Origin of the sequence: Mesorhizobium metallidurans STM 2683 (assembly GCF_000350085.1) — a bacterium.
Classification (GTDB): Bacteria; Pseudomonadota; Alphaproteobacteria; order Rhizobiales; family Rhizobiaceae; genus Mesorhizobium; species Mesorhizobium metallidurans.
Window position 1 is genome coordinate 114,400 of record NZ_CAUM01000006.1, and the last position, 16,470, is coordinate 130,869.

The 16,470-nt window shown below is 64.0% G+C and carries 15 protein-coding genes; 2 read left to right on the top strand and 13 right to left on the bottom strand.

Annotated elements, in window-relative coordinates; all coding sequences use genetic code 11:
- Positions 1-35: 35 nt before the first annotated feature.
- A complete protein-coding gene (locus tag MESS2_RS01450; protein WP_008872250.1) occupies positions 36-1,325 on the bottom strand; it encodes an imelysin family protein in 1,290 nt (429 codons plus the stop codon).
- A 436-nt stretch (positions 1,326-1,761) separates the two neighbouring features.
- Between MESS2_RS01450 and MESS2_RS01455 the strand changes: the two genes are divergently transcribed.
- Both MESS2_RS01455 and MESS2_RS01460 read left to right on the top strand, forming a co-directional pair.
- On the top strand, positions 1,762-3,015 hold the full coding sequence (locus MESS2_RS01455) for an NAD(P)/FAD-dependent oxidoreductase (RefSeq protein WP_008872251.1): 1,254 nt from the start codon (positions 1,762-1,764) through the stop codon (positions 3,013-3,015).
- Between the two features lie 46 nt (positions 3,016-3,061).
- Positions 3,062-3,355 (top strand): ribbon-helix-helix domain-containing protein, encoded by a 294-nt coding sequence (locus tag MESS2_RS01460; protein ID WP_244439838.1) that lies wholly within the window; start codon positions 3,062-3,064, stop codon positions 3,353-3,355.
- Positions 3,356-3,406: 51 nt separating this feature from the next.
- Here MESS2_RS01460 and MESS2_RS01465 read toward each other — a convergent pair whose 3' ends face one another.
- The 12 genes from MESS2_RS01465 to MESS2_RS01520 all read right to left on the bottom strand — a co-directional run bounded on the left by MESS2_RS01465 (position 3,407) and on the right by MESS2_RS01520 (position 16,439).
- Entirely contained in the window at positions 3,407-4,684 is a 1,278-nt protein-coding gene (locus MESS2_RS01465; RefSeq protein ID WP_008872253.1) for a 4-aminobutyrate--2-oxoglutarate transaminase, read from the bottom strand.
- Positions 4,685-4,850: 166 nt separating this feature from the next.
- Positions 4,851-5,600, bottom strand: a complete 750-nt coding sequence (locus MESS2_RS01470; RefSeq protein ID WP_008872254.1) for an ABC transporter ATP-binding protein — start codon at positions 5,598-5,600, stop codon at positions 4,851-4,853.
- Positions 5,597-6,430, bottom strand: coding sequence for an ABC transporter ATP-binding protein (locus tag MESS2_RS01475; RefSeq protein WP_008872255.1), 834 nt, complete (start codon positions 6,428-6,430; stop codon positions 5,597-5,599). The genes MESS2_RS01470 and MESS2_RS01475 overlap by 4 nt, the downstream gene beginning before the upstream one ends.
- On the bottom strand, positions 6,427-7,353 hold the full coding sequence (gene nikC, locus MESS2_RS01480; protein WP_008872256.1) for a nickel transporter permease: 927 nt from the start codon (positions 7,351-7,353) through the stop codon (positions 6,427-6,429). The genes MESS2_RS01475 and nikC overlap by 4 nt, the downstream gene beginning before the upstream one ends.
- A 196-nt stretch (positions 7,354-7,549) precedes the next feature.
- A complete protein-coding gene (locus MESS2_RS01485; RefSeq protein ID WP_008872257.1) occupies positions 7,550-8,617 on the bottom strand; it encodes an ABC transporter permease in 1,068 nt (355 codons plus the stop codon).
- A gap of 18 nt (positions 8,618-8,635) precedes the next feature.
- Positions 8,636-10,279: an ABC transporter substrate-binding protein gene (locus MESS2_RS01490; RefSeq protein ID WP_008872258.1), complete on the bottom strand. Its 1,644-nt coding sequence runs from the start codon at positions 10,277-10,279 to the stop codon at positions 8,636-8,638.
- 251 nt (positions 10,280-10,530) lie between these two features.
- Positions 10,531-11,808, bottom strand: coding sequence for a lytic murein transglycosylase (locus MESS2_RS01495; RefSeq protein ID WP_040591776.1), 1,278 nt, complete (start codon positions 11,806-11,808; stop codon positions 10,531-10,533).
- A gap of 175 nt (positions 11,809-11,983) precedes the next feature.
- Entirely contained in the window at positions 11,984-12,589 is a 606-nt protein-coding gene (recR, locus tag MESS2_RS01500) for a recombination mediator RecR (protein ID WP_008872260.1), read from the bottom strand.
- A gap of 103 nt (positions 12,590-12,692) precedes the next feature.
- On the bottom strand, positions 12,693-13,646 hold the full coding sequence (locus tag MESS2_RS01505) for a cell wall hydrolase (RefSeq protein WP_040591778.1): 954 nt from the start codon (positions 13,644-13,646) through the stop codon (positions 12,693-12,695).
- 152 nt (positions 13,647-13,798) lie between these two features.
- Positions 13,799-14,212: a hypothetical protein gene (locus MESS2_RS01510; protein ID WP_008872262.1), complete on the bottom strand. Its 414-nt coding sequence runs from the start codon at positions 14,210-14,212 to the stop codon at positions 13,799-13,801.
- A gap of 15 nt (positions 14,213-14,227) precedes the next feature.
- On the bottom strand, positions 14,228-14,551 hold the full coding sequence (locus MESS2_RS01515; RefSeq protein ID WP_008872263.1) for a YbaB/EbfC family nucleoid-associated protein: 324 nt from the start codon (positions 14,549-14,551) through the stop codon (positions 14,228-14,230).
- A 31-nt stretch (positions 14,552-14,582) separates the two neighbouring features.
- Positions 14,583-16,439, bottom strand: coding sequence for a DNA polymerase III subunit gamma/tau (locus tag MESS2_RS01520; RefSeq protein WP_040591780.1), 1,857 nt, complete (start codon positions 16,437-16,439; stop codon positions 14,583-14,585).
- Positions 16,440-16,470 lie beyond the last annotated feature (31 nt).

Sequence of the window (16,470 nt, forward strand, 5' to 3'; positions counted from 1 at the left end):
CCTCCGGTTTGGGGCCATGCTCAGGTTTTGACGTCTTACTGGAACACCTTGTCCGGCGCGTCGAGGCTGTCGGAGCCTTCGAAGGCGATGCTGTTGAGCTTCAGGGCGCCGACGGCGCGCTCGATGGACTTGGTCTGGTCGATCAGCGCATCGATTGCCGCCTGCACGGCGGCATTGCCTTCGGTGTTGCCTTCGGCGATCTGCTGATCGTAGGCCTCGCCGGCAACCGCCCGCGCCTTGATCGCCTCCATCTTGGCGACGGAGACGTCCAGCTTGTCCGACAGTTCCTTGTCGATCGCCGGATCGGCGGCCTTGACCATGTCGGAGACCGACGCCCCCTCGACAACGGTGCCGTCGAGCCTGACATAGCTGGCATGGTAGGCGGCGCGGATGCCGATCGCATCATAGAGATGGGAGTTGTAGGTATTGTCGGAGAAGCAGTCGTGCTCTTCCTCCGGATCGTGCAGCAGCAGGCCGAGCTTCATGCGCTCGCCGGCCAGTTCGCCATAGGACAGCGAGCCCATGCCGGTGAAGATGGTCGAGATGCCGGCATTGGGTTCGCCGTCGACGAGGTTCTTGCGCGCGGCGCCGCCTTCCTTCCAGTCATTGACCATGTCCTGCAGGTCGGAAACCAGAAGGTCGCTCGCCGACTTCAGGTACTGCGCGCGGCGGTCGCAATTGCCGCCGGTGCAATTGGCAAGGTCGTAGTCCGTATAGGGCCGCTCGCCGGCGCCCGGGCCGGTGCCGTGCAGATCCTGGCCCCAGAGCAGGAATTCGATGGCGTGATAGCCGGTGGCGACGTTGGCTTCGATGCCGCCGGCCTCCTGCAGCGTCCCGGAGAGGAATTCTGGCGTCAGGTTCGTGGCGTCGACCTTCTTGCCGTCGATCTCGATCTCCTTGTTGGCGATCACATTGGCGGTGTAGAGCGAGTTGGCGTCGGACTCGGTGCCGTAGCTTTTGGCGACATAGTCGATCAGGCCTTCGTCCAGCGGCCAGGCATTCACCTTGCCTTCCCAGTCGTCGACGATCTTGTTGCCGAAGCGGTAGACCTCGGTCTGCTGGTAGGGAACGCGCGACGCCTTCCAGGCCTCGCGGGCGGCGTTCAGCGTTTCCACCGACGGCTTGGCGAGCAGCGCGTCGACCGCCTTGTCGAGCGCCTGCGCCGTGGTCAGCGAATCCTCATATTTGGCCAGCGCGATGTCGGAATAGGTCTTGATGACTGCCTTGGCATCGGTTTCGGCCTTGGCCGGCAGCACGAATACCGCCGCCGTCAGCATAGCCGTAGCGCAGATCGCAGCCAGCCTGCTGCCATTGCGTACTGTCATCATCGTTCTCCAGTTCCTTGGAAATTCAGTAAAAGGCGCACGCGCCGACCGGCCCCAAGGCATTCGCATGCCGTCAAAGGCAAAAGACGCCGCGCCATTGCGCGGTTCGCGGAAGAAAGACACCGAAATGCCTCCAATCGAAAGGGTTCAAGGCCCAGACATCAAAGGGATGCGCTTGACGCGCAAGCTTCCATAACACGATGAAGGCGCCGGAAGTCAACTGGCATCGAAGAGAAAAATCAATTGAAACAACAGTTTAGAATAATTCTAAACTGCAAACATCAACTTTAAATTGCCCCACGCGCCAGATTTGCCGTGAGATGGCGATTGACAGGCGGCCATTCCGGGTGCGACCCGAACCAGGGCTGTTGCGGCGGCGCCAGACAATCGCCACCTGGCGAGACGTCCTAGAATCGAAAGAGAAAATCGGGCTGCGATGAAGAACGGTGTGGTCATTGTCGGTGCGGGTCACGCGGGCGTGCAAGCGGCCGCCAGCCTGCGCGAGGAGGGTTACGACGGGCCGGTGATCCTCGTCAGCGACGAGAACGAGCTGCCCTATCACAAGCCGCCACTGTCGAAGACCTTCATCAAGGACCAGGAAGCCAAACCGCAGCCGCTGCGCGGCGAGGCCTTCTACACCGGCAGCAGCATCGACTATCGGCCGGGCATCGAGGTCGAGAGCATCGATGCCGCAGGACAAAGGCTGGAGATATCAGGGGGCGGCGCGCTGCCCTTCGAGCGGCTGATCCTGGCGACCGGTTCGCGGCCGCGCATGCCGCCGCTGCCGGGGGCCGATCTTTCCGGCGTGGTGTCGCTGCGCTCACTGGCCGACGCGCGGCTGATCCGCGAACTGGGCGCGCAAAGCGAGGATGTCGTCATTCTCGGCGGCGGCTTCATCGGGCTGGAGATCGCCGCGACGCTCAAAGCGGCCGGCCGCAAGGTTACCGTTGTCGAGGCCGTCGACAGGCTGCTCGGCCGCGCGGTGGCGCCGGTCATCGCCAGCCATGTGCGGCAACGGCTGGAAGCCGCCGGCGTGCGCATCCTCACCGGCACCACAATTGCCCGGCTGGAAGGCGAAAGCGGCCGCGTCTCGGCGGCGGTGACGTCGTCCGGCGAAAGGCTGCCTGCGCAAATGGTCATCATCGGCATCGGCGTGGTGCCGAATGTCGAACTGGCGCAAGCCGCCGGCATCGCGATCGCCAACGGCATCCGCGTCGACCCTCAGATGCAGAGCTCGTTGCCGGAAATCCTCGCGATCGGCGATGCCGCGTCCTACCGGCACTGGCTCACCGGCTCGGACGTACGGCTGGAATCGGTGCAGAACGCCACCGACCAGGCGCGGCTTGCCGCGCGCACCGTTCTCGGCCATGCGGACGCATTTGCGGCAGTGCCGTGGTTCTGGTCCGACATTGGCGACATGAAACTGCAGATGGTCGGCCTGACCTCGGGCGGCGACAGCCATGTCGTGCTGGGCGACCTCGGCGAGAACAGGTTCTCGATCTACCACTATGCCGGCAACCGGCTGCTCGGCATCGAATCGGTCAACCGGCCGGGCGACCACATGCTCGGCCGCAAGATGCTTGGCGCCGGCTTCTCGCCGACGCCGCAGAGCGTGGCTGAGGGACCCGATGGGCTGAAGGCGGCACTGGCCGCCTTCCAGAACATGGAGCCAGCCAAGGCGAGTGCTTAGGGTTGCCGATTTTTGCCATAGGCAATAAAATCTCTCAATGAGCACAATGAATATCTCCCTGCCTGACAGCTTGAAGCATTTTGTCGATCGGCAAGTGGCGGATCGCGGCTATGGCACGAGCAGCGAGTATGTGCGTGAATTGATCCGCCACGATCAGGATCGTCAACGGCTGCGCGGTTTGCTCCTTGAGGGCGCGTCATCCGCGCCGGGCACTCCCGTTGACGACGACTATTTCGCAGCGCTGCGAAAACGAGCGCAGGGTGTGGCGGATGCTGCACGCCAAGATGGACATTCCGGCCTGGTTACAGAATCCGAGCTCCTGACGGCACGTTCGGCATAGCCCGCCAGGAGATCGGCATAGGCCGCCAGGAGAAATGAGGCGCTGTCCCGTTCAGGCGGCGCGGATCTCGCGGATCGAGCTTTCCAGAATGTCGAGCGCTTCGTTCATGACGCCGTCCTGGATGGTGATCGGCGCCAGGAAGCGGATGACATTGCCGTAGACGCCGCAGGTGAGCAGGATCAGCCCCTTGTCGAGCGCCTTCAGCCTCACCGCATTGGCGATTTCCACCGAGGGCAGACCCTTCTTCACATCGTTGAACTCGACCGCGTTCATGAAGCCCGGACCTCTGACATCGACGATCTCGGGAGCTTCGTCGCGGATCGACTGCAGCCGCTGCTTCAGCCTGCCACCCAGCGCATTGGCGCGGTCGCAAAGCTTTTCCTCGTCGATCACGTCGAGCACGGCATGTGCCGCGGCAACGCCGATCGGGCTGCCGCCATAGGTGCCGCCGAGGCCGCCGGGATTCGGCGCGTCCATGATCTCGGCGCGGCCGGTGACCGCCGCCAGCGGAAAGCCGCCGGCCAGGCTCTTGGCCATGGTGGTGATGTCGGCCGCTACTTCGTGATGATCCATGGCGAACATCTTGCCGGTGCGGGCAAAGCCGGTCTGCACCTCGTCGGCGATCAACAGCATGCCGTGCTGGTCGCAGACCTTGCGCAGCGCGGTCATGAAGTCGCGCGGCGCCTCGTAGAAGCCGCCCTCGCCCTGCACCGGCTCCACGATGATGGCGGCGACACGGGCCGGGTCGACATCGGCCTTGAACAGCCGGTCGAGTGCCGCCAGCGAGTCGGCGACGGATACGCCGTGCAGCGCCACCGGGAACGGTGCGTGGAAAACATCGGCCGGCATGGCGCCGAAGCCTACCTTGTAGGGCACGACCTTGCCGGTCAGCGCCATGCCCATGAAGGTGCGGCCATGGAAGCCGCCGGCAAAGGCGATGACCGCCGGACGGCCGGTGGCGTTGCGGGCGATCTTGATGGCGTTCTCGACCGCTTCGGCGCCGGTGGTGACGAAAATCGTCTTCTTGTCGAACTTGCCGGGCAGAATGGCGTTCAGCCGCTCGGCCAGCCTGATATAGCTCTCATAGGGCACCACCTGGTGGCAGGTGTGGGTGAAACGGTCGAGCTGCGCCTTGACCGCCTCGATCACCTTGGGATGGCGGTGGCCGGTGTTGACGACGGCAATGCCGGACGAGAAGTCGATATAGCGGCGGCCCTCGACGTCCCAGATCTCCGAATTCTCGGCACGGTCGGCATAGATCTGCGTGGTCATGCCGACGCCGCGCGAGATCGACCGGTTCTTGCGTTCGGAAATGGCTGAGTTCTTCATTTTTTTCCCCTCGCCGGGCCGGCGCCCGTTCTCGTTTGGATGACTGCCGGGAATTGTTCTGACCTTATTTCACGTTTTCCTCAAGTTGGCACCGGCGGCGGGCGATTGGGCCTGTCGCCGGCCAGACTGCCGGAGCAGGCCAGCACACCGAGCGGCCCGAGCCGGTTCAAGCGGTTCTCACAAACCCCTCACTGGCTCGCAAGAGATTACGCGTGTAATCCTTGGTCACGTGACGCCGGACGAGATCGTCCGCAGTCAGTTTCTCGACCGCCTCGCCGTTCTGCATCACCATCAGCCGCTCGCACATGTGAGTGATGATGGCGAGGTCGTGGCTGACCATCAGGAAGGTCAGCTTGCGCCGCCGCCTCACCTCTTCCAGGAGGTTGAGCACTTCCGCCTGCACAGAGGCGTCAAGCGCCGAGGTCGGCTCGTCGAGCAGCAGGATCGAGGGTTCGAGGATGAGTGCGCGGGCGATCGCCACGCGCTGGCGCTGGCCGCCCGACAATTGATGCGCGTAGCGGAAGCGGAAGCCGGTTCCGAGGCCGACCTCGTCCAGCGCGCGTACGATGCGCTTCTCGCCATCGGCAAAGCCGTGGATGGCGAGCGGCTCCTGCAGCAGCCGGTCGACGGTCTGGCGCGGGTGCAGCGAGCCGTAGGGGTCCTGGAAGACCATCTGCACCTCGCGGTAGAAGGCCTTGTCGCGGCGCGGGCCGAGCGTCTTGCCATTGACGGTGATGCTGCCAGAGGCGACCGGGGCGAGACCGGCGATGGCTCTCAACAGAGTGGATTTGCCCGATCCGGATTCACCGACCAGGCCGAAAGACTCCCCCGATTGCACTTCCAGACTGACGCCCTTCAATGCGCGAAAGCGATCGAAGATCACTTCCAGCCTGTCGATGAAAAGTGCCGATGTCATGCCGCCCACTCCGGCTTGCGGTCGAGCACCGGCAGCGGGTGGCGGTCGGCGCCGATCTTGGGCATGCAGTTGAGCAGGCCGCGCGTGTAGGGGTGCTGGGCGCGGCCGAGTTCCGATGCCTTGAGCTGCTCGACCACCTTGCCGGCATACATGACGATCACCCGGTCGCAGAAGGAGGAGACCAGACGCAAATCGTGCGAGATGAAGATCAGGCCCATGCCTCGCTCGCTGACCAGCCGGTCGAGAATGCCGAGCACGTCGAGTTGCACGGTGACATCGAGCGCCGAGGTCGGCTCGTCGGCGATCATCATCTCGGGACCGGCGATCAGCATCATGGCGATCATGGCGCGCTGGCCCATGCCGCCCGAAACTTCATGCGGATGCAGGTCGAAGACGCGCGAGGGATCGCGGATCTGCACCGCCTCCAGCATGGCGAACGCGCGGTCGCGGGCCTCTGCCCTTGAGACCCTCTCATGCGTGCGCAGCGTCTCGACGATCTGGCGGCCGATGCTCATCACCGGGTCGAGCGAATATTTCGGATCCTGCAGGATCATGGCGATGCGTTTGCCGCGCAGCGCCCGGCGGTCACGCGGCGACGCGGCAAGCAGGTCGATGCCGTCGAAAGCCAGCGTCCTGGCCGTCACCTCCGCCTGCGGTGGCGTCAGGCCCATGATCGCACGGCCGGTCTGCGACTTGCCGGAGCCGCTCTCGCCGACGATGCCCAGCCGCTCGCGGCCGAGCGAGAAGGAAACGCCGCGCACCGCCTCGATCAGTCCGGTGCGGGTCGGGAAAGTGACGCGCAGGTTTTCGACGTCGAGAAGCGCGCTCATTGGTCGCCGCTCCGGGGATCGAGCGCGTCGCGCAGGCCGTCGCCGAGAAGGTTGAAGCCGAGGCTGACGATCAGGATGGCGAAGCCCGGCGCGCCGGCGACCCACCATTGGTCGAGCACGAAGCGGCGGCCGGACGCGATCATCGTGCCCCATTCGGGCAGCGGCGGCTGCGCGCCAAGGCCAAGGAAGCCGAGGCCGGCGGCGGTCAGGATGATGCCGGCCATGTCGAGCGTCACCCTGACGATGAGCGAGGAGACGCAGAGCGGCATGATGTGGCGCAGCACGATGCGGAATGGCGAAGCGCCCATCAATTGCACCGCCTTGATGTAATCGGAGTTGCGCACGGTCAGCGTTTCGGCGCGCGCGATACGCGCGTAAGGCGGCCATGAGGTGATGGCAATGGCGAGCACCGCGTTCTCGATGCCGGGGCCGAGTGCGGCGACGAAGGCCAGTGCCAGGATCAGCTTCGGGAAGGCGAGGAAGATGTCGGTGATGCGCATCAGGACCGCATCGGTCCAGCCGCCGGCATAGCCGGCGACGGTGCCGACAAGCAGGCCGATCGGAGCGGCGATGATGGCGACCAGGATGACCACGTAGAGCGTCCAGCGCGAGCCGTAGATGATGCGCGAGTAGATATCGCGGCCGAGATCGTCGGTGCCGAACCAGTGCGCAGCACTTGGCGCCAACAGGCGAGCGTTCTTCAAGTCGCCGATGGTCGGCGAATAGGGCGCCAGCACATCGGCGAAAGCCGCGACCACCAGCAGTGCGAGGATGATGAGCAGGCCAACAAACGCCAGCCGATTGGCCGAAAAGCGCCGCCACGCCACATAGGCGCGTCCGAGCCTCGCCTGCATGCGCGAGGCCGGCCGCTCGCTGAGCAGCCAGTCGCGGCGGGAGAGGGGGCCGGCGTGGGAGGCGGTCATGACGATGCCTTTTGAAGCTGTCGACCCCCACTCCGGTCTGCTTCGCAGACCACCTCTCCCCCGTTCGACGGGGGAGAGGCAAGGCGCCAAGCGTGCGACCAGCTTTTCCTCTCCCCCGGGCAGGGGGAGAGGTGGCCCGAAGGGCCGGAGTGGGGGTGATTGGCCGCAGCCAAGCCGGAAAGTGCGATACCTCTGCTCATCTCGTTTTGGTCCTCGGGTCGAGCACCCGGTAGAGCAGGTCGGACAGAAGATTGATGGCGATGAAGACCGAGCCGATGACGATGGTGCCGCCAAGCACGGCGTTCATGTCGGCGTTCTGCAGCGAATTGGTGATGTAGAGGCCGATGCCCGGCCAGGAGAACACCGTCTCGGTCAGCACCGAGCCTTCGAGTAGCCCGGCATAGGATAGCGCGATCACCGTGACCATCGGCACCGCGGCATTGCGCAGCGCGTGGCCCCAGATGATGCGCCGTTCCGACAGGCCCTTGGCGCGCGCGGCGACGATATATTCCTGGGAAAGCTCGTTCAGCATGAACGAGCGCGTCATGCGGCTGATATAGGCGAGTGAGAAATAGCCGAGCAGCGAGGCCGGCAGGATGATGTGGCGAAAGGCATCGCGGAACACGTCCCACTGCCCCTGCAATGCCGCGTCCAGAAGGTAGAAGCCGGTGATCGGCGTGAAGGTGTATTCGTAGACGACGTTGAGGCGGCCGGGAAAGGCGACCCATTGCAGCCTGGCATAGAACAGGACAAGCGCCAGCAGTCCCAGCCAGAAGATCGGTACGGAGTAGCCGATCAGGCCGATGATGCGCACGATCTGGTCGATGAGGCTGCCGCGCCGGACCGCGGCCAGCACGCCGAGCGGCACGCCGATCAGCGCGCCAATCAACGTTCCCAGCGTCGCCAGTTCGATCGTTGCCGGAAAGGCGCGGCGGATGTCGGTCATGACTGGATTGGTGGTCAATACCGAGGTGCCGAAATCACCGTTCAGGGCATTCTTCACATAGATGTAGAACTGCTCGATCAGCGGCAGGTCGAGCCCCATCTCGCGGCGGGTGCGCTCGACGACATTGGCCGGCGCCCTGTCGCCGAGCACCGCCAGCACCGGATCTATCGGGATGACGCGGCCGATGAAGAAGGTCACCGCGAGCAGGCCGAGATACGTGGTCACCGCGATGACCAGGAAGCGGCCGATCGACGATAGAACAGCGACGGCACGGGCACCGCCACGTTCTGCCGTCGCCTGGTTTTCAGCCACGCTCATGCGGCGCGTCCGCCGGCATCACTCCTTGGAGACCTGGCCGACGAAGTTGGTGTCGAAGCTCGGGCCGAGCGCAAAGCCTTTGAGATTCTTGCGCAGGCCGGCCACTTCCAGCTGCTGGTGGATGACGACGAAGGGGCTGGTGTCGAGGATCTTCTTCTCGAGATCCTGGTACATCGCCGCGCGCTTGGCCGAATCCTTCTCGAGCAGGGCCGCTTCGGTCTGTTTGGTCAGGTCCGGGATGTCCCAGGCATTGCGCCAGGCCAGCGTCTTGATCTTGGCATCATCCGAATTGTCCGGATTACTGGCAAAGGTCTGGGCATTGGAGTTCGGGTCGAAATAATCCTGGCCCCACTGGCCGATATAGATGTCGTGATTGCGGGCGCGGTACTTGGTCAGCGTCTGCTTGCCGTCGCCGGGGATGATCTCCAGCTTGATACCGGCCTGTCCCAGCGTCTGCTGGATCGATTCCGCCATGCCGGTCACCGGCTGGGTGCTGCGTACGTCCATGGTGACGCTGAAGCCGTCGGGCAGGCCGGCCTTGGCCAGCAGTTCCTTGGCCTTGGCGACGTCGAGCTTGAACGGGTTCTCATCCAGTTCGCCGAGCACGCCCTTGGGCAGGAAGGTCTGGTGAATCTCGCCGATGCCCTTGAGGATGGTGGAACCCAAAGCGTCATAGTCGACAAGATATTTGAACGCCTGGCGAACCTCGGGTTTGGCAAGGTTCGGGTTCTTCTGATTGAGACTGATATAATAGACCGTGCCCTTCGGCGCGCTGGTGGTCGTGAGGTCGGCGTTCTTGGCGATGGCGTCGAGGTCGTTCGGCTCGAGATTGCGGGCAACGTCGATGTCGCCGGCCTCGAGCGCCAGGCGCTGGCCCGAGCTTTCCTTCATGTTGCGATAGATGACGCGGGCAAGCTTGGCCTTTTCGCCGAAGTAGTTGTCATTGCGTTCCAGCACGACGGCCTCGTTGGCGCGCCATTCGCGCAGCTTGTAGGCGCCGGAGCCGGCATAGCCGGTCTTCAGCCAGGCATTGCCGAAATCATTGTCCCATTTGTAGTCGGCGCTCGGCGTCACCGCGGCGACATGCTCCTTGACCAGCTTGGCGTCAACGACCGAGGCGACCGTCGCCGACAGGCAGTTCAAGACGAAGCTCGGCGCATAGGCCTTGTCGACGGTGAACTGGAACGTCGTGTCATCGACGGCCTTGGCCTTCTCGGTGACGTTGCCGCCATCGATGCCGAACTGGCCGATGATGAAGGCCGGGCTCTTGTCGAGCTTGATGGCGCGCTCGAACGAATAGGCGACGTCCGCCGCCGTGATCGGATTGCCGGAGGCGAATTTCAGGCCGGGCTTGAGCTTGAAGGTGTAGGTCAGGCCGTCGTCGGAGACGGTCCAGCTTTCGGCGAGATCACCCTTGACCTTGGAGGTATCGCTCAGGTCGAGGCGGACAAGAAGATCGTAGGTGTTGCCGGTGACCTCGGCGGTCGACAGCTCGAACGCCTCGCCCGGATCCATGGAGATGATGTCGTCGATCGCGAAGCCTTCTACCAGCGTATCGGCGGGCGTCACGGCAAGGGCGGGCGCGCCGGCCAGAAGCAGCGCGGACATGGCCGCGCCGGCGAGCAAGGTGCGCGAGCGAAGAGCAAACTTTTCCATCATCATGGCGATTGTTCCCTGTTTTGTTGACCTGAGTTCCCGGCTCAGGGTTGAAGCGTTCTTGTGCCGGCCGAACGATGGCCCCAGACCTGTTATCGTGGCAATTTTTGTCCAGTTGGTCCACACCATATCCGGCGACCGCAAGCCCGGCAACGAGCATTTTGCAGCCCGGCCACTGCGGCCAAAGCTGCTGCGGCGAGCGACCGGGAATGACCATCAACGGTCGTTAGAGGACAGGAAATGCGCTGTTTTTCCAGCTACTTAATCGTCGCGACCAGATCGGCATCGGGAAAACAGGTGGCGACGCGGCCGGTCTTGGCCTGCCATTTGCCGATCGACCGGCGCGTCTTGAACCCGGGCAGGCCGTCAGCGCTGCCGACATCGTAGCCCTCGGCTTCCAGCGCCCGCTGCAGGGCGGCGATATCAGACCTGTGCAGACCGCCAACCGCACCCCAGCTGCCGGAAAAATTGCTGTCGCCACGAGCGATGCGGTCGGCGCCGTGGCCGATGAACAGGGCGTAGAGGTCGCTGGTGTTATATTGCTTCAGCACGTAGAAATTCAGCGTCACGATGAAGGCCGGACCGCTGCGGCCGGCCGGCATCAAAAGAAATCCTTCCTTCTTCAACTCGTTCGCTGGAAATGCCTTGCCGCCGACGCGTTTGATGCCCATCGCGGCCCAGGCGGAAATCTTCTTGCCCTGGTCGGGTCCTTCGAGCGAGCAGGAGACGCTCTCGGGCGCCGTCACCTCGAAGCCCCAGCCACGGCCCTTCACCCAGCCGTATTGGACGAGATAGTTGGCGATCGAGGCCAGCGTGTCCGGTACCGAATTCCAGATGTCGGCGCGGCCGTCGCCGTCGAAATCGACGGCATGTTTCAAGAAAGAGGTCGGCATGAATTGCGGCTGGCCGAGCGCGCCCGCCCAGGACGATTTCATCGCGCCGACCGGCGCCAGCCCGCGCTCGACGATTTCGAGTGCGGCCAGGAGCTCGGTGCGGAAGAAGTCCTTCCTGGTCGCCATGAACGCCTTGGTGCCGAGCACTTCGAAGGCGTCGTAAGGCATCTTCGCCGCGCCAAAACCGGTCTCGCGACCCCAGATCGCCAGCAGCACCTCACCCGGCACGCCGTAACGCTTCTCGATCGCGGCAAGCGTCCTGGCATTGGCCGCCTCGCGCGTTCGCCCGCCTGATGTGACGGCGCGAACCGTCTTTTCGGCGAAATAAGCGGCGGGCGAACCGAACTCCGCCTGATGCTGCTTCTGCGGCGTCGTCGCCTTCTTTCCCGGCATCACCAGGTCGGGCAGCTTGAGGTTCGGTTTGACGCCATCGAAGGCGGCATCGAAGGTTTTCTTGGAGATGCCCTTCGCCTTGGCTTCGGGCCCGAGGTCGTTTTGCAGCCAGGCGCGGAACTGGTCGTCGATTGGTGCTGCGGAGGCCGGGGTGGAGATGAAAAGGCTGGCTAGCGCGGCCAGAAGAAATGCAAAGACGAGGTTGCGAAGGTCGCGTTCTGTCGCGCCCCCCTCTGTCCTGCCGGACATCTCCCCCCTGAGGGGGGAGATTTGCAGCTTCGTGGGCGTCGATCTTCTTTCAACGTTGGCGATTGGCGAAAGCAGTGATGATAGCCAATCTCCCACCTTGAGGGGGAGATGTCCGGCAGGACAGAGGGGGGCGCGAAGGAATGCCGTCATTTCCATATGAGGCTCCCCCACCCCCTCAAAACGCCGTCCGCGAGCGCAGTGCCGCGGCCAGCGTGCCTTCGTCGAGATAGTCGAGCTCGCCGCCGACCGGCACGCCATGCGCCAGCCGTGTCACCTTGACCTCGAAGCCGGAGAGCTGATCGGTAAGGTAATGCGCGGTGGTCTGGCCCTCGACCGTGGCGTTGACGGCGAGAATGACCTCCTTCACATCGCCACCGGCGACGCGGTCGACCAGCGAGCGGATGTTGAGCTGCTCGGGGCCGATGCCGTCGAGCGGCGACAGCGTGCCGCCAAGCACGTGGTAGCGCACATTCATGGCGGCTGCCCGCTCCAGCGCCCACAGGTCGGAGACGTCCTCGACGACGATCAGCGTGCCGGCATCGCGGCGCGGATCGGTGCAGATCATGCACGGGTCCGACGTATCGACATTGCCGCAGGTCGAGCAGATGCGCACCTTGTCGACGGCCTCGCTCATGGCGGCGGCGAGCGGCGACAGCAACTGCTCCTTCTTCTTGATGAGATGAAGTGCAGCGCGCCTGGCCGAACGGGGACCGAGCCCCGGCACCTTGGCCAGGAGCTGGATCAGGCGTTCGATCTCGGGACCGGCGATTCGCTTCGACATCGCATCGGTTTAGGATTTTTCCGCGCGCTTTGGAACTACAACCACGTGCCCCAACCAACGGCAAGGACACTGCTGCCAAGGCGACCGCAAGAACCCTTGGCCGTCAGTTCTCCTCCAGCGGCCGGGTCTGGCCGACGATCATCGCACCGATGGCATCGGTGTTCTCGGGCGTTGATTCAAACGCCATTGTCGACTCGGCCGGCGCCGCCTGGGATGCGGTGACAGGTTGTGCTGCGGCAGTACCGCCGAAACGTGCCGCGTCCGGTTCCTGCATCGGCTCTTGCATTGCCACAATGGTCTCATTCTCGGGCGTCCCATTCCCGCGGACGGCCTTCGCAGAAGTTGCCTTTGCGGGCTTTGCCGGCAACGGCGCGGCTGCCGTCACGTAGGTTGCCTGGTCAGGGGTCGCCTGGTCCGGAGTTGTTGTGGCGGACGTTGCCTTGGCCGCCCTTACCGGCGCGGCGGAGGCGACAAGCGTCACCGGAGCGGCGGGCGCCGACGTCCGCGGCGCAGCCTGGGCCACGGCGACCATCGGCTCGTCGGGCAGCGGCTTCCAGTTCCGTCCGCGCTTTTCGTAGAAGGCGTTGCCGCCGGCAACCATGGTGTAGTGCATATTCTTGTAAGGGAAGCGCAGGCCGGCGGTGTGGAAGAACATCGTGTTCTTCAGCTTGGCCTTGCGTTCGCCCTTGAGGACGGCCTGGGCCGCTTCCTCGACATCGGGCATCGCCTTCGAATTCATCGGCCGCGTCATCACGCCCGGCGCGAACTGCCCGCGCTGGCCGACCACCTGGCAGATGGTGTTGCCGTACTTGCCGGAGCGCAGCCGGTTCATGACCACCGTACCGACGGCGATCATGCCGTCGCGGCTCGACCGGTTGGATTCGAAGAACATCGCGCGCTCCAGGCACTCCTTGTCCTTCGGCGTGGAATTGTAGGCCCGGGTATTGAGGAAGCCCGGCGTGATCGCATCGGTTAGGCTGGACATGCCATGCGAGGTGGTCTGGCTGCATCCGGCCAGGAACAGCGGTGAGGTGACGACGCCGAGCAACAACGGCATCTTCCATGGGGTAGAGATCAAAAGTGTCCCCTCGTTTCTGCTGCCCAGCCCGCCCTGGTTGCGGCAAGAATGAAACACTTTCCGGCAAAAAGATGGCTAAAGCGTTATTAAGTGGAAGGTGGCAGAATAGACACACTCGATAAGGATCAGGTTCAACTGGCTGACGGCACGAACCGTTGCCCGGGTTCGGCCTCTTCGAACGCCTCCGAAAACAGCCCGCGTTGCAGGAACAGCAGCCGCGCATCCCTTGCTCTCGGCGCAATCTGACGCGGCCAGCCACTCTCGACGAACTCGGCCTTGGTGAAGTCAGGGGTTGCCGCGCAGGCAGCTTCGAGAAAATCGGCAATTTCCAGCACGACCGCGCGTTCGTCCCTCGAAAGAGCCGACGTGCCGGCTTCGATCGACGGGCGGTGGACGAAATCCTCGAAGAGATTGAAATAACCGCTGATTCCGACCAGATCCACGCCGTTATCGCAATCGGCCAGGATTTCCAGGATATCATAGATCCTATTTCGGACGCGCTGCTCTATCAGCCTGGCCGAAGGGTCTTCGGGCGCTGTTGGCATGGCCGGATCCCGATCCTAAAAAGGCAGCTTCATTCCGGGCGGTATCGGCAATCCCTCCGTCAGCGCCTTGGTCTTCTCCTGCATGACCTGCTCGACCTTGTTCTTGGCGTCATTGTGAGCGGCGAGCAGCAGATCCTCCAGGATCTCGACCTCATCCTCCTTGAACAGCGACGGGTCGATCTTCAGCGACTTCATCTCGAACTTGCCGGTCAGCGTCACGCTGACCAGGCCGCCGCCGGCCTGGCCGGTGGCCTCCAGCGTGGCGATCTCATCCTGCATGGCCTGGAACTTGGCCTGCATTTCCTTCGCCTTGCCCATCAGGCCGAGAAGATCTTTCATGGTCCGATCCTTTGCAGGTTCACACTGGTTGTCAGGTTTCGTCGTCGTCCGCCGCCGGCTCGACCGGCATTTCGGCCTCGGCCGCATCGGCTTCCGGCGCGTCGGGAATACGCACGTCGATGATCTTGGCGCCGGGAAAACGCGCGAGGATGGCGGCAACGGTCGGGTCGCTCCTGGCATCGAGAAAGGCATTTTCGCGCTTGGTCGATTCCATCTCGGCCAGCGTCTGGCCGCCTTCTTCCTTCGACAGCGACACGAGCCAGTTGCGGCCGGTCCAGGCGCGCAGCTTGGCTGTCAGATCGTTGAGCAGCATCTTCGGCGCGTCGGCGGTCAGGCTGACGTCTATGCGGCCGGGCTCGATGCGCACCAGGCGCACGCAGCGCTTCACCAGCACCTTGAAGGCCATGTCGCGATTGGCGTCGGCAAGGGCGACGATGTCGGCCAGCGATTTCACCGGCACCGGCGGGGTCTCGGCGACCGGCTCCGGCGGAGCAACAAAGGCAACCGGTATCGGTTCGGGCTCGACCAGCCGCATCGTCTGCGCGCCGCCATTGGCGGCCGGCATCCGCGCCTGCGCCACGGTGCCGGCGGCGCCGCCATTACCAGGACTTGGTGGACTAGAATTTGCAGGGCCAGAATTCACCGGGCCAGAGCTTGCCGGCGTCCCGTTCGAACGCGGCGCGCCGTTCAGGCCCGTGCCTTCCAGCGACTTCAGCGCCTCGTCCAGTGTCGGCAGGTCGGCGGCATGCGCCAGCCGGATCAGCACCATTTCGGCGGCGCTGACCGGCCGGTTGGAAGACTGCACCTCGGGAATGCCTTTCAACAGCATCTGCCAGGTCCGCGACAGCACCCTGACCGACAGCGCCCTGGCGAAGTCGGCGCCGCGCCGGCGCTCGTCGTCGGACAGCGAGGCGTCGTCAAGGGCCGTCGGCACGAAACGCAAGCGGGTGACGAGGTGATTGAATTCGGCAAGATCGGTCAGCACCGCGGCCGGATCGGCGCCGATGTCATATTGGGCTCGGAACTCGGCAAGGGCGGCGGCCATGTCACCCTTCATCACATGTTCGAACAGGTCGACGATGCGGGCGCGGTCGGCCAGCCCCAGCATGGCGCGCACGGCCTCCGCAGTGACCTTGCTGGCGCCGTGGGCGATCGCCTGGTCCAGGATCGACTGCGCGTCGCGCATCGACCCCTCGGCGGCCCGCGCAATCATCGCCAGCGCCTGATCCTCGGCATCAATGCCTTCGAGGCCGGCAATGCGACCAAGATCAGTCTTGATTACCGCCGGGTCGATGCGCCTGAGATCGAAGCGCTGGCAGCGCGACAGCACGGTGATCGGCACTTTGCGGATTTCAGTGGTGGCGAAGATGAATTTGACGTGCGGCGGCGGCTCTTCCAGCGTCTTCAAGAGGCCGTTGAAGGCCTGGGTGGAGAGCATGTGCACTTCATCGATGATGTAGACCTTGTAGCGGGCCGAGACCGGCGCATAGCGCACGCGCTCGATGATGTCCCTGATGTCGTCGATGCCGGTGTGGGAGGCGGCGTCCATTTCGATGACGTCGACATGGCGGCCTTCCATGATCGCCTGGCAATGTTCACCGGGCACGGAAAGGTTGACCGAAGGCTGGTCGATGGTGGCGGTCTTGTAGTTCAGCGCCCGCGCCAGGATGCGCGCCGTCGTCGTCTTGCCGACACCACGCACCCCGGTCAGCATCCAGGCCTGGGCGATGCGGCCGGTGGCAAAGGCGTTGGTCAAGGTGCGGACCATCGGCTCCTGGCCGATCAGTTCGGAGAAATTCGAAGGGCGGTATTTGCGCGCCAGAACACGATAGGCGACGGCCCCGCCTTGAATCGCTCGGTCGGTTCCCGAATTTCCGGCTTCGCTCATTCGCCCGTAAAGCTCCAAGGCCACGTCTGGG

What these genes read in the sequence shown, in the direction of transcription:
- MESS2_RS01465 (WP_008872253.1), bottom strand. Translation starts at nt 4,684, where the DNA reads ATGAAGAACTCAGCCATTTCCGAACGCAAGAACCGGTCGATCTCGCGC.
- MESS2_RS01455 (WP_008872251.1), top strand. Translation starts at nt 1,762, where the DNA reads ATGAAGAACGGTGTGGTCATTGTCGGTGCGGGTCACGCGGGCGTGCAA.
- MESS2_RS01475 (WP_008872255.1), bottom strand. Translation starts at nt 6,430, where the DNA reads ATGAGCGCGCTTCTCGACGTCGAAAACCTGCGCGTCACTTTCCCGACC.
- MESS2_RS01450 (WP_008872250.1), bottom strand. Translation starts at nt 1,325, where the DNA reads ATGACAGTACGCAATGGCAGCAGGCTGGCTGCGATCTGCGCTACGGCT.
- MESS2_RS01520 (WP_040591780.1), bottom strand. Translation starts at nt 16,439, where the DNA reads ATGAGCGAAGCCGGAAATTCGGGAACCGACCGAGCGATTCAAGGCGGG.
- MESS2_RS01470 (WP_008872254.1), bottom strand. Translation starts at nt 5,600, where the DNA reads ATGACATCGGCACTTTTCATCGACAGGCTGGAAGTGATCTTCGATCGC.
- MESS2_RS01460 (WP_244439838.1), top strand. Translation starts at nt 3,062, where the DNA reads ATGAATATCTCCCTGCCTGACAGCTTGAAGCATTTTGTCGATCGGCAA.
- recR (WP_008872260.1), bottom strand. Translation starts at nt 12,589, where the DNA reads ATGTCGAAGCGAATCGCCGGTCCCGAGATCGAACGCCTGATCCAGCTC.
- MESS2_RS01490 (WP_008872258.1), bottom strand. Translation starts at nt 10,279, where the DNA reads ATGATGATGGAAAAGTTTGCTCTTCGCTCGCGCACCTTGCTCGCCGGC.
- MESS2_RS01485 (WP_008872257.1), bottom strand. Translation starts at nt 8,617, where the DNA reads ATGAGCGTGGCTGAAAACCAGGCGACGGCAGAACGTGGCGGTGCCCGT.
- MESS2_RS01510 (WP_008872262.1), bottom strand. Translation starts at nt 14,212, where the DNA reads ATGCCAACAGCGCCCGAAGACCCTTCGGCCAGGCTGATAGAGCAGCGC.
- MESS2_RS01495 (WP_040591776.1), bottom strand. Translation starts at nt 11,808, where the DNA reads ATGTCCGGCAGGACAGAGGGGGGCGCGACAGAACGCGACCTTCGCAAC.
- MESS2_RS01515 (WP_008872263.1), bottom strand. Translation starts at nt 14,551, where the DNA reads ATGAAAGATCTTCTCGGCCTGATGGGCAAGGCGAAGGAAATGCAGGCC.
- nikC (WP_008872256.1), bottom strand. Translation starts at nt 7,353, where the DNA reads ATGACCGCCTCCCACGCCGGCCCCCTCTCCCGCCGCGACTGGCTGCTC.
- MESS2_RS01505 (WP_040591778.1), bottom strand. Translation starts at nt 13,646, where the DNA reads ATGCCGTTGTTGCTCGGCGTCGTCACCTCACCGCTGTTCCTGGCCGGA.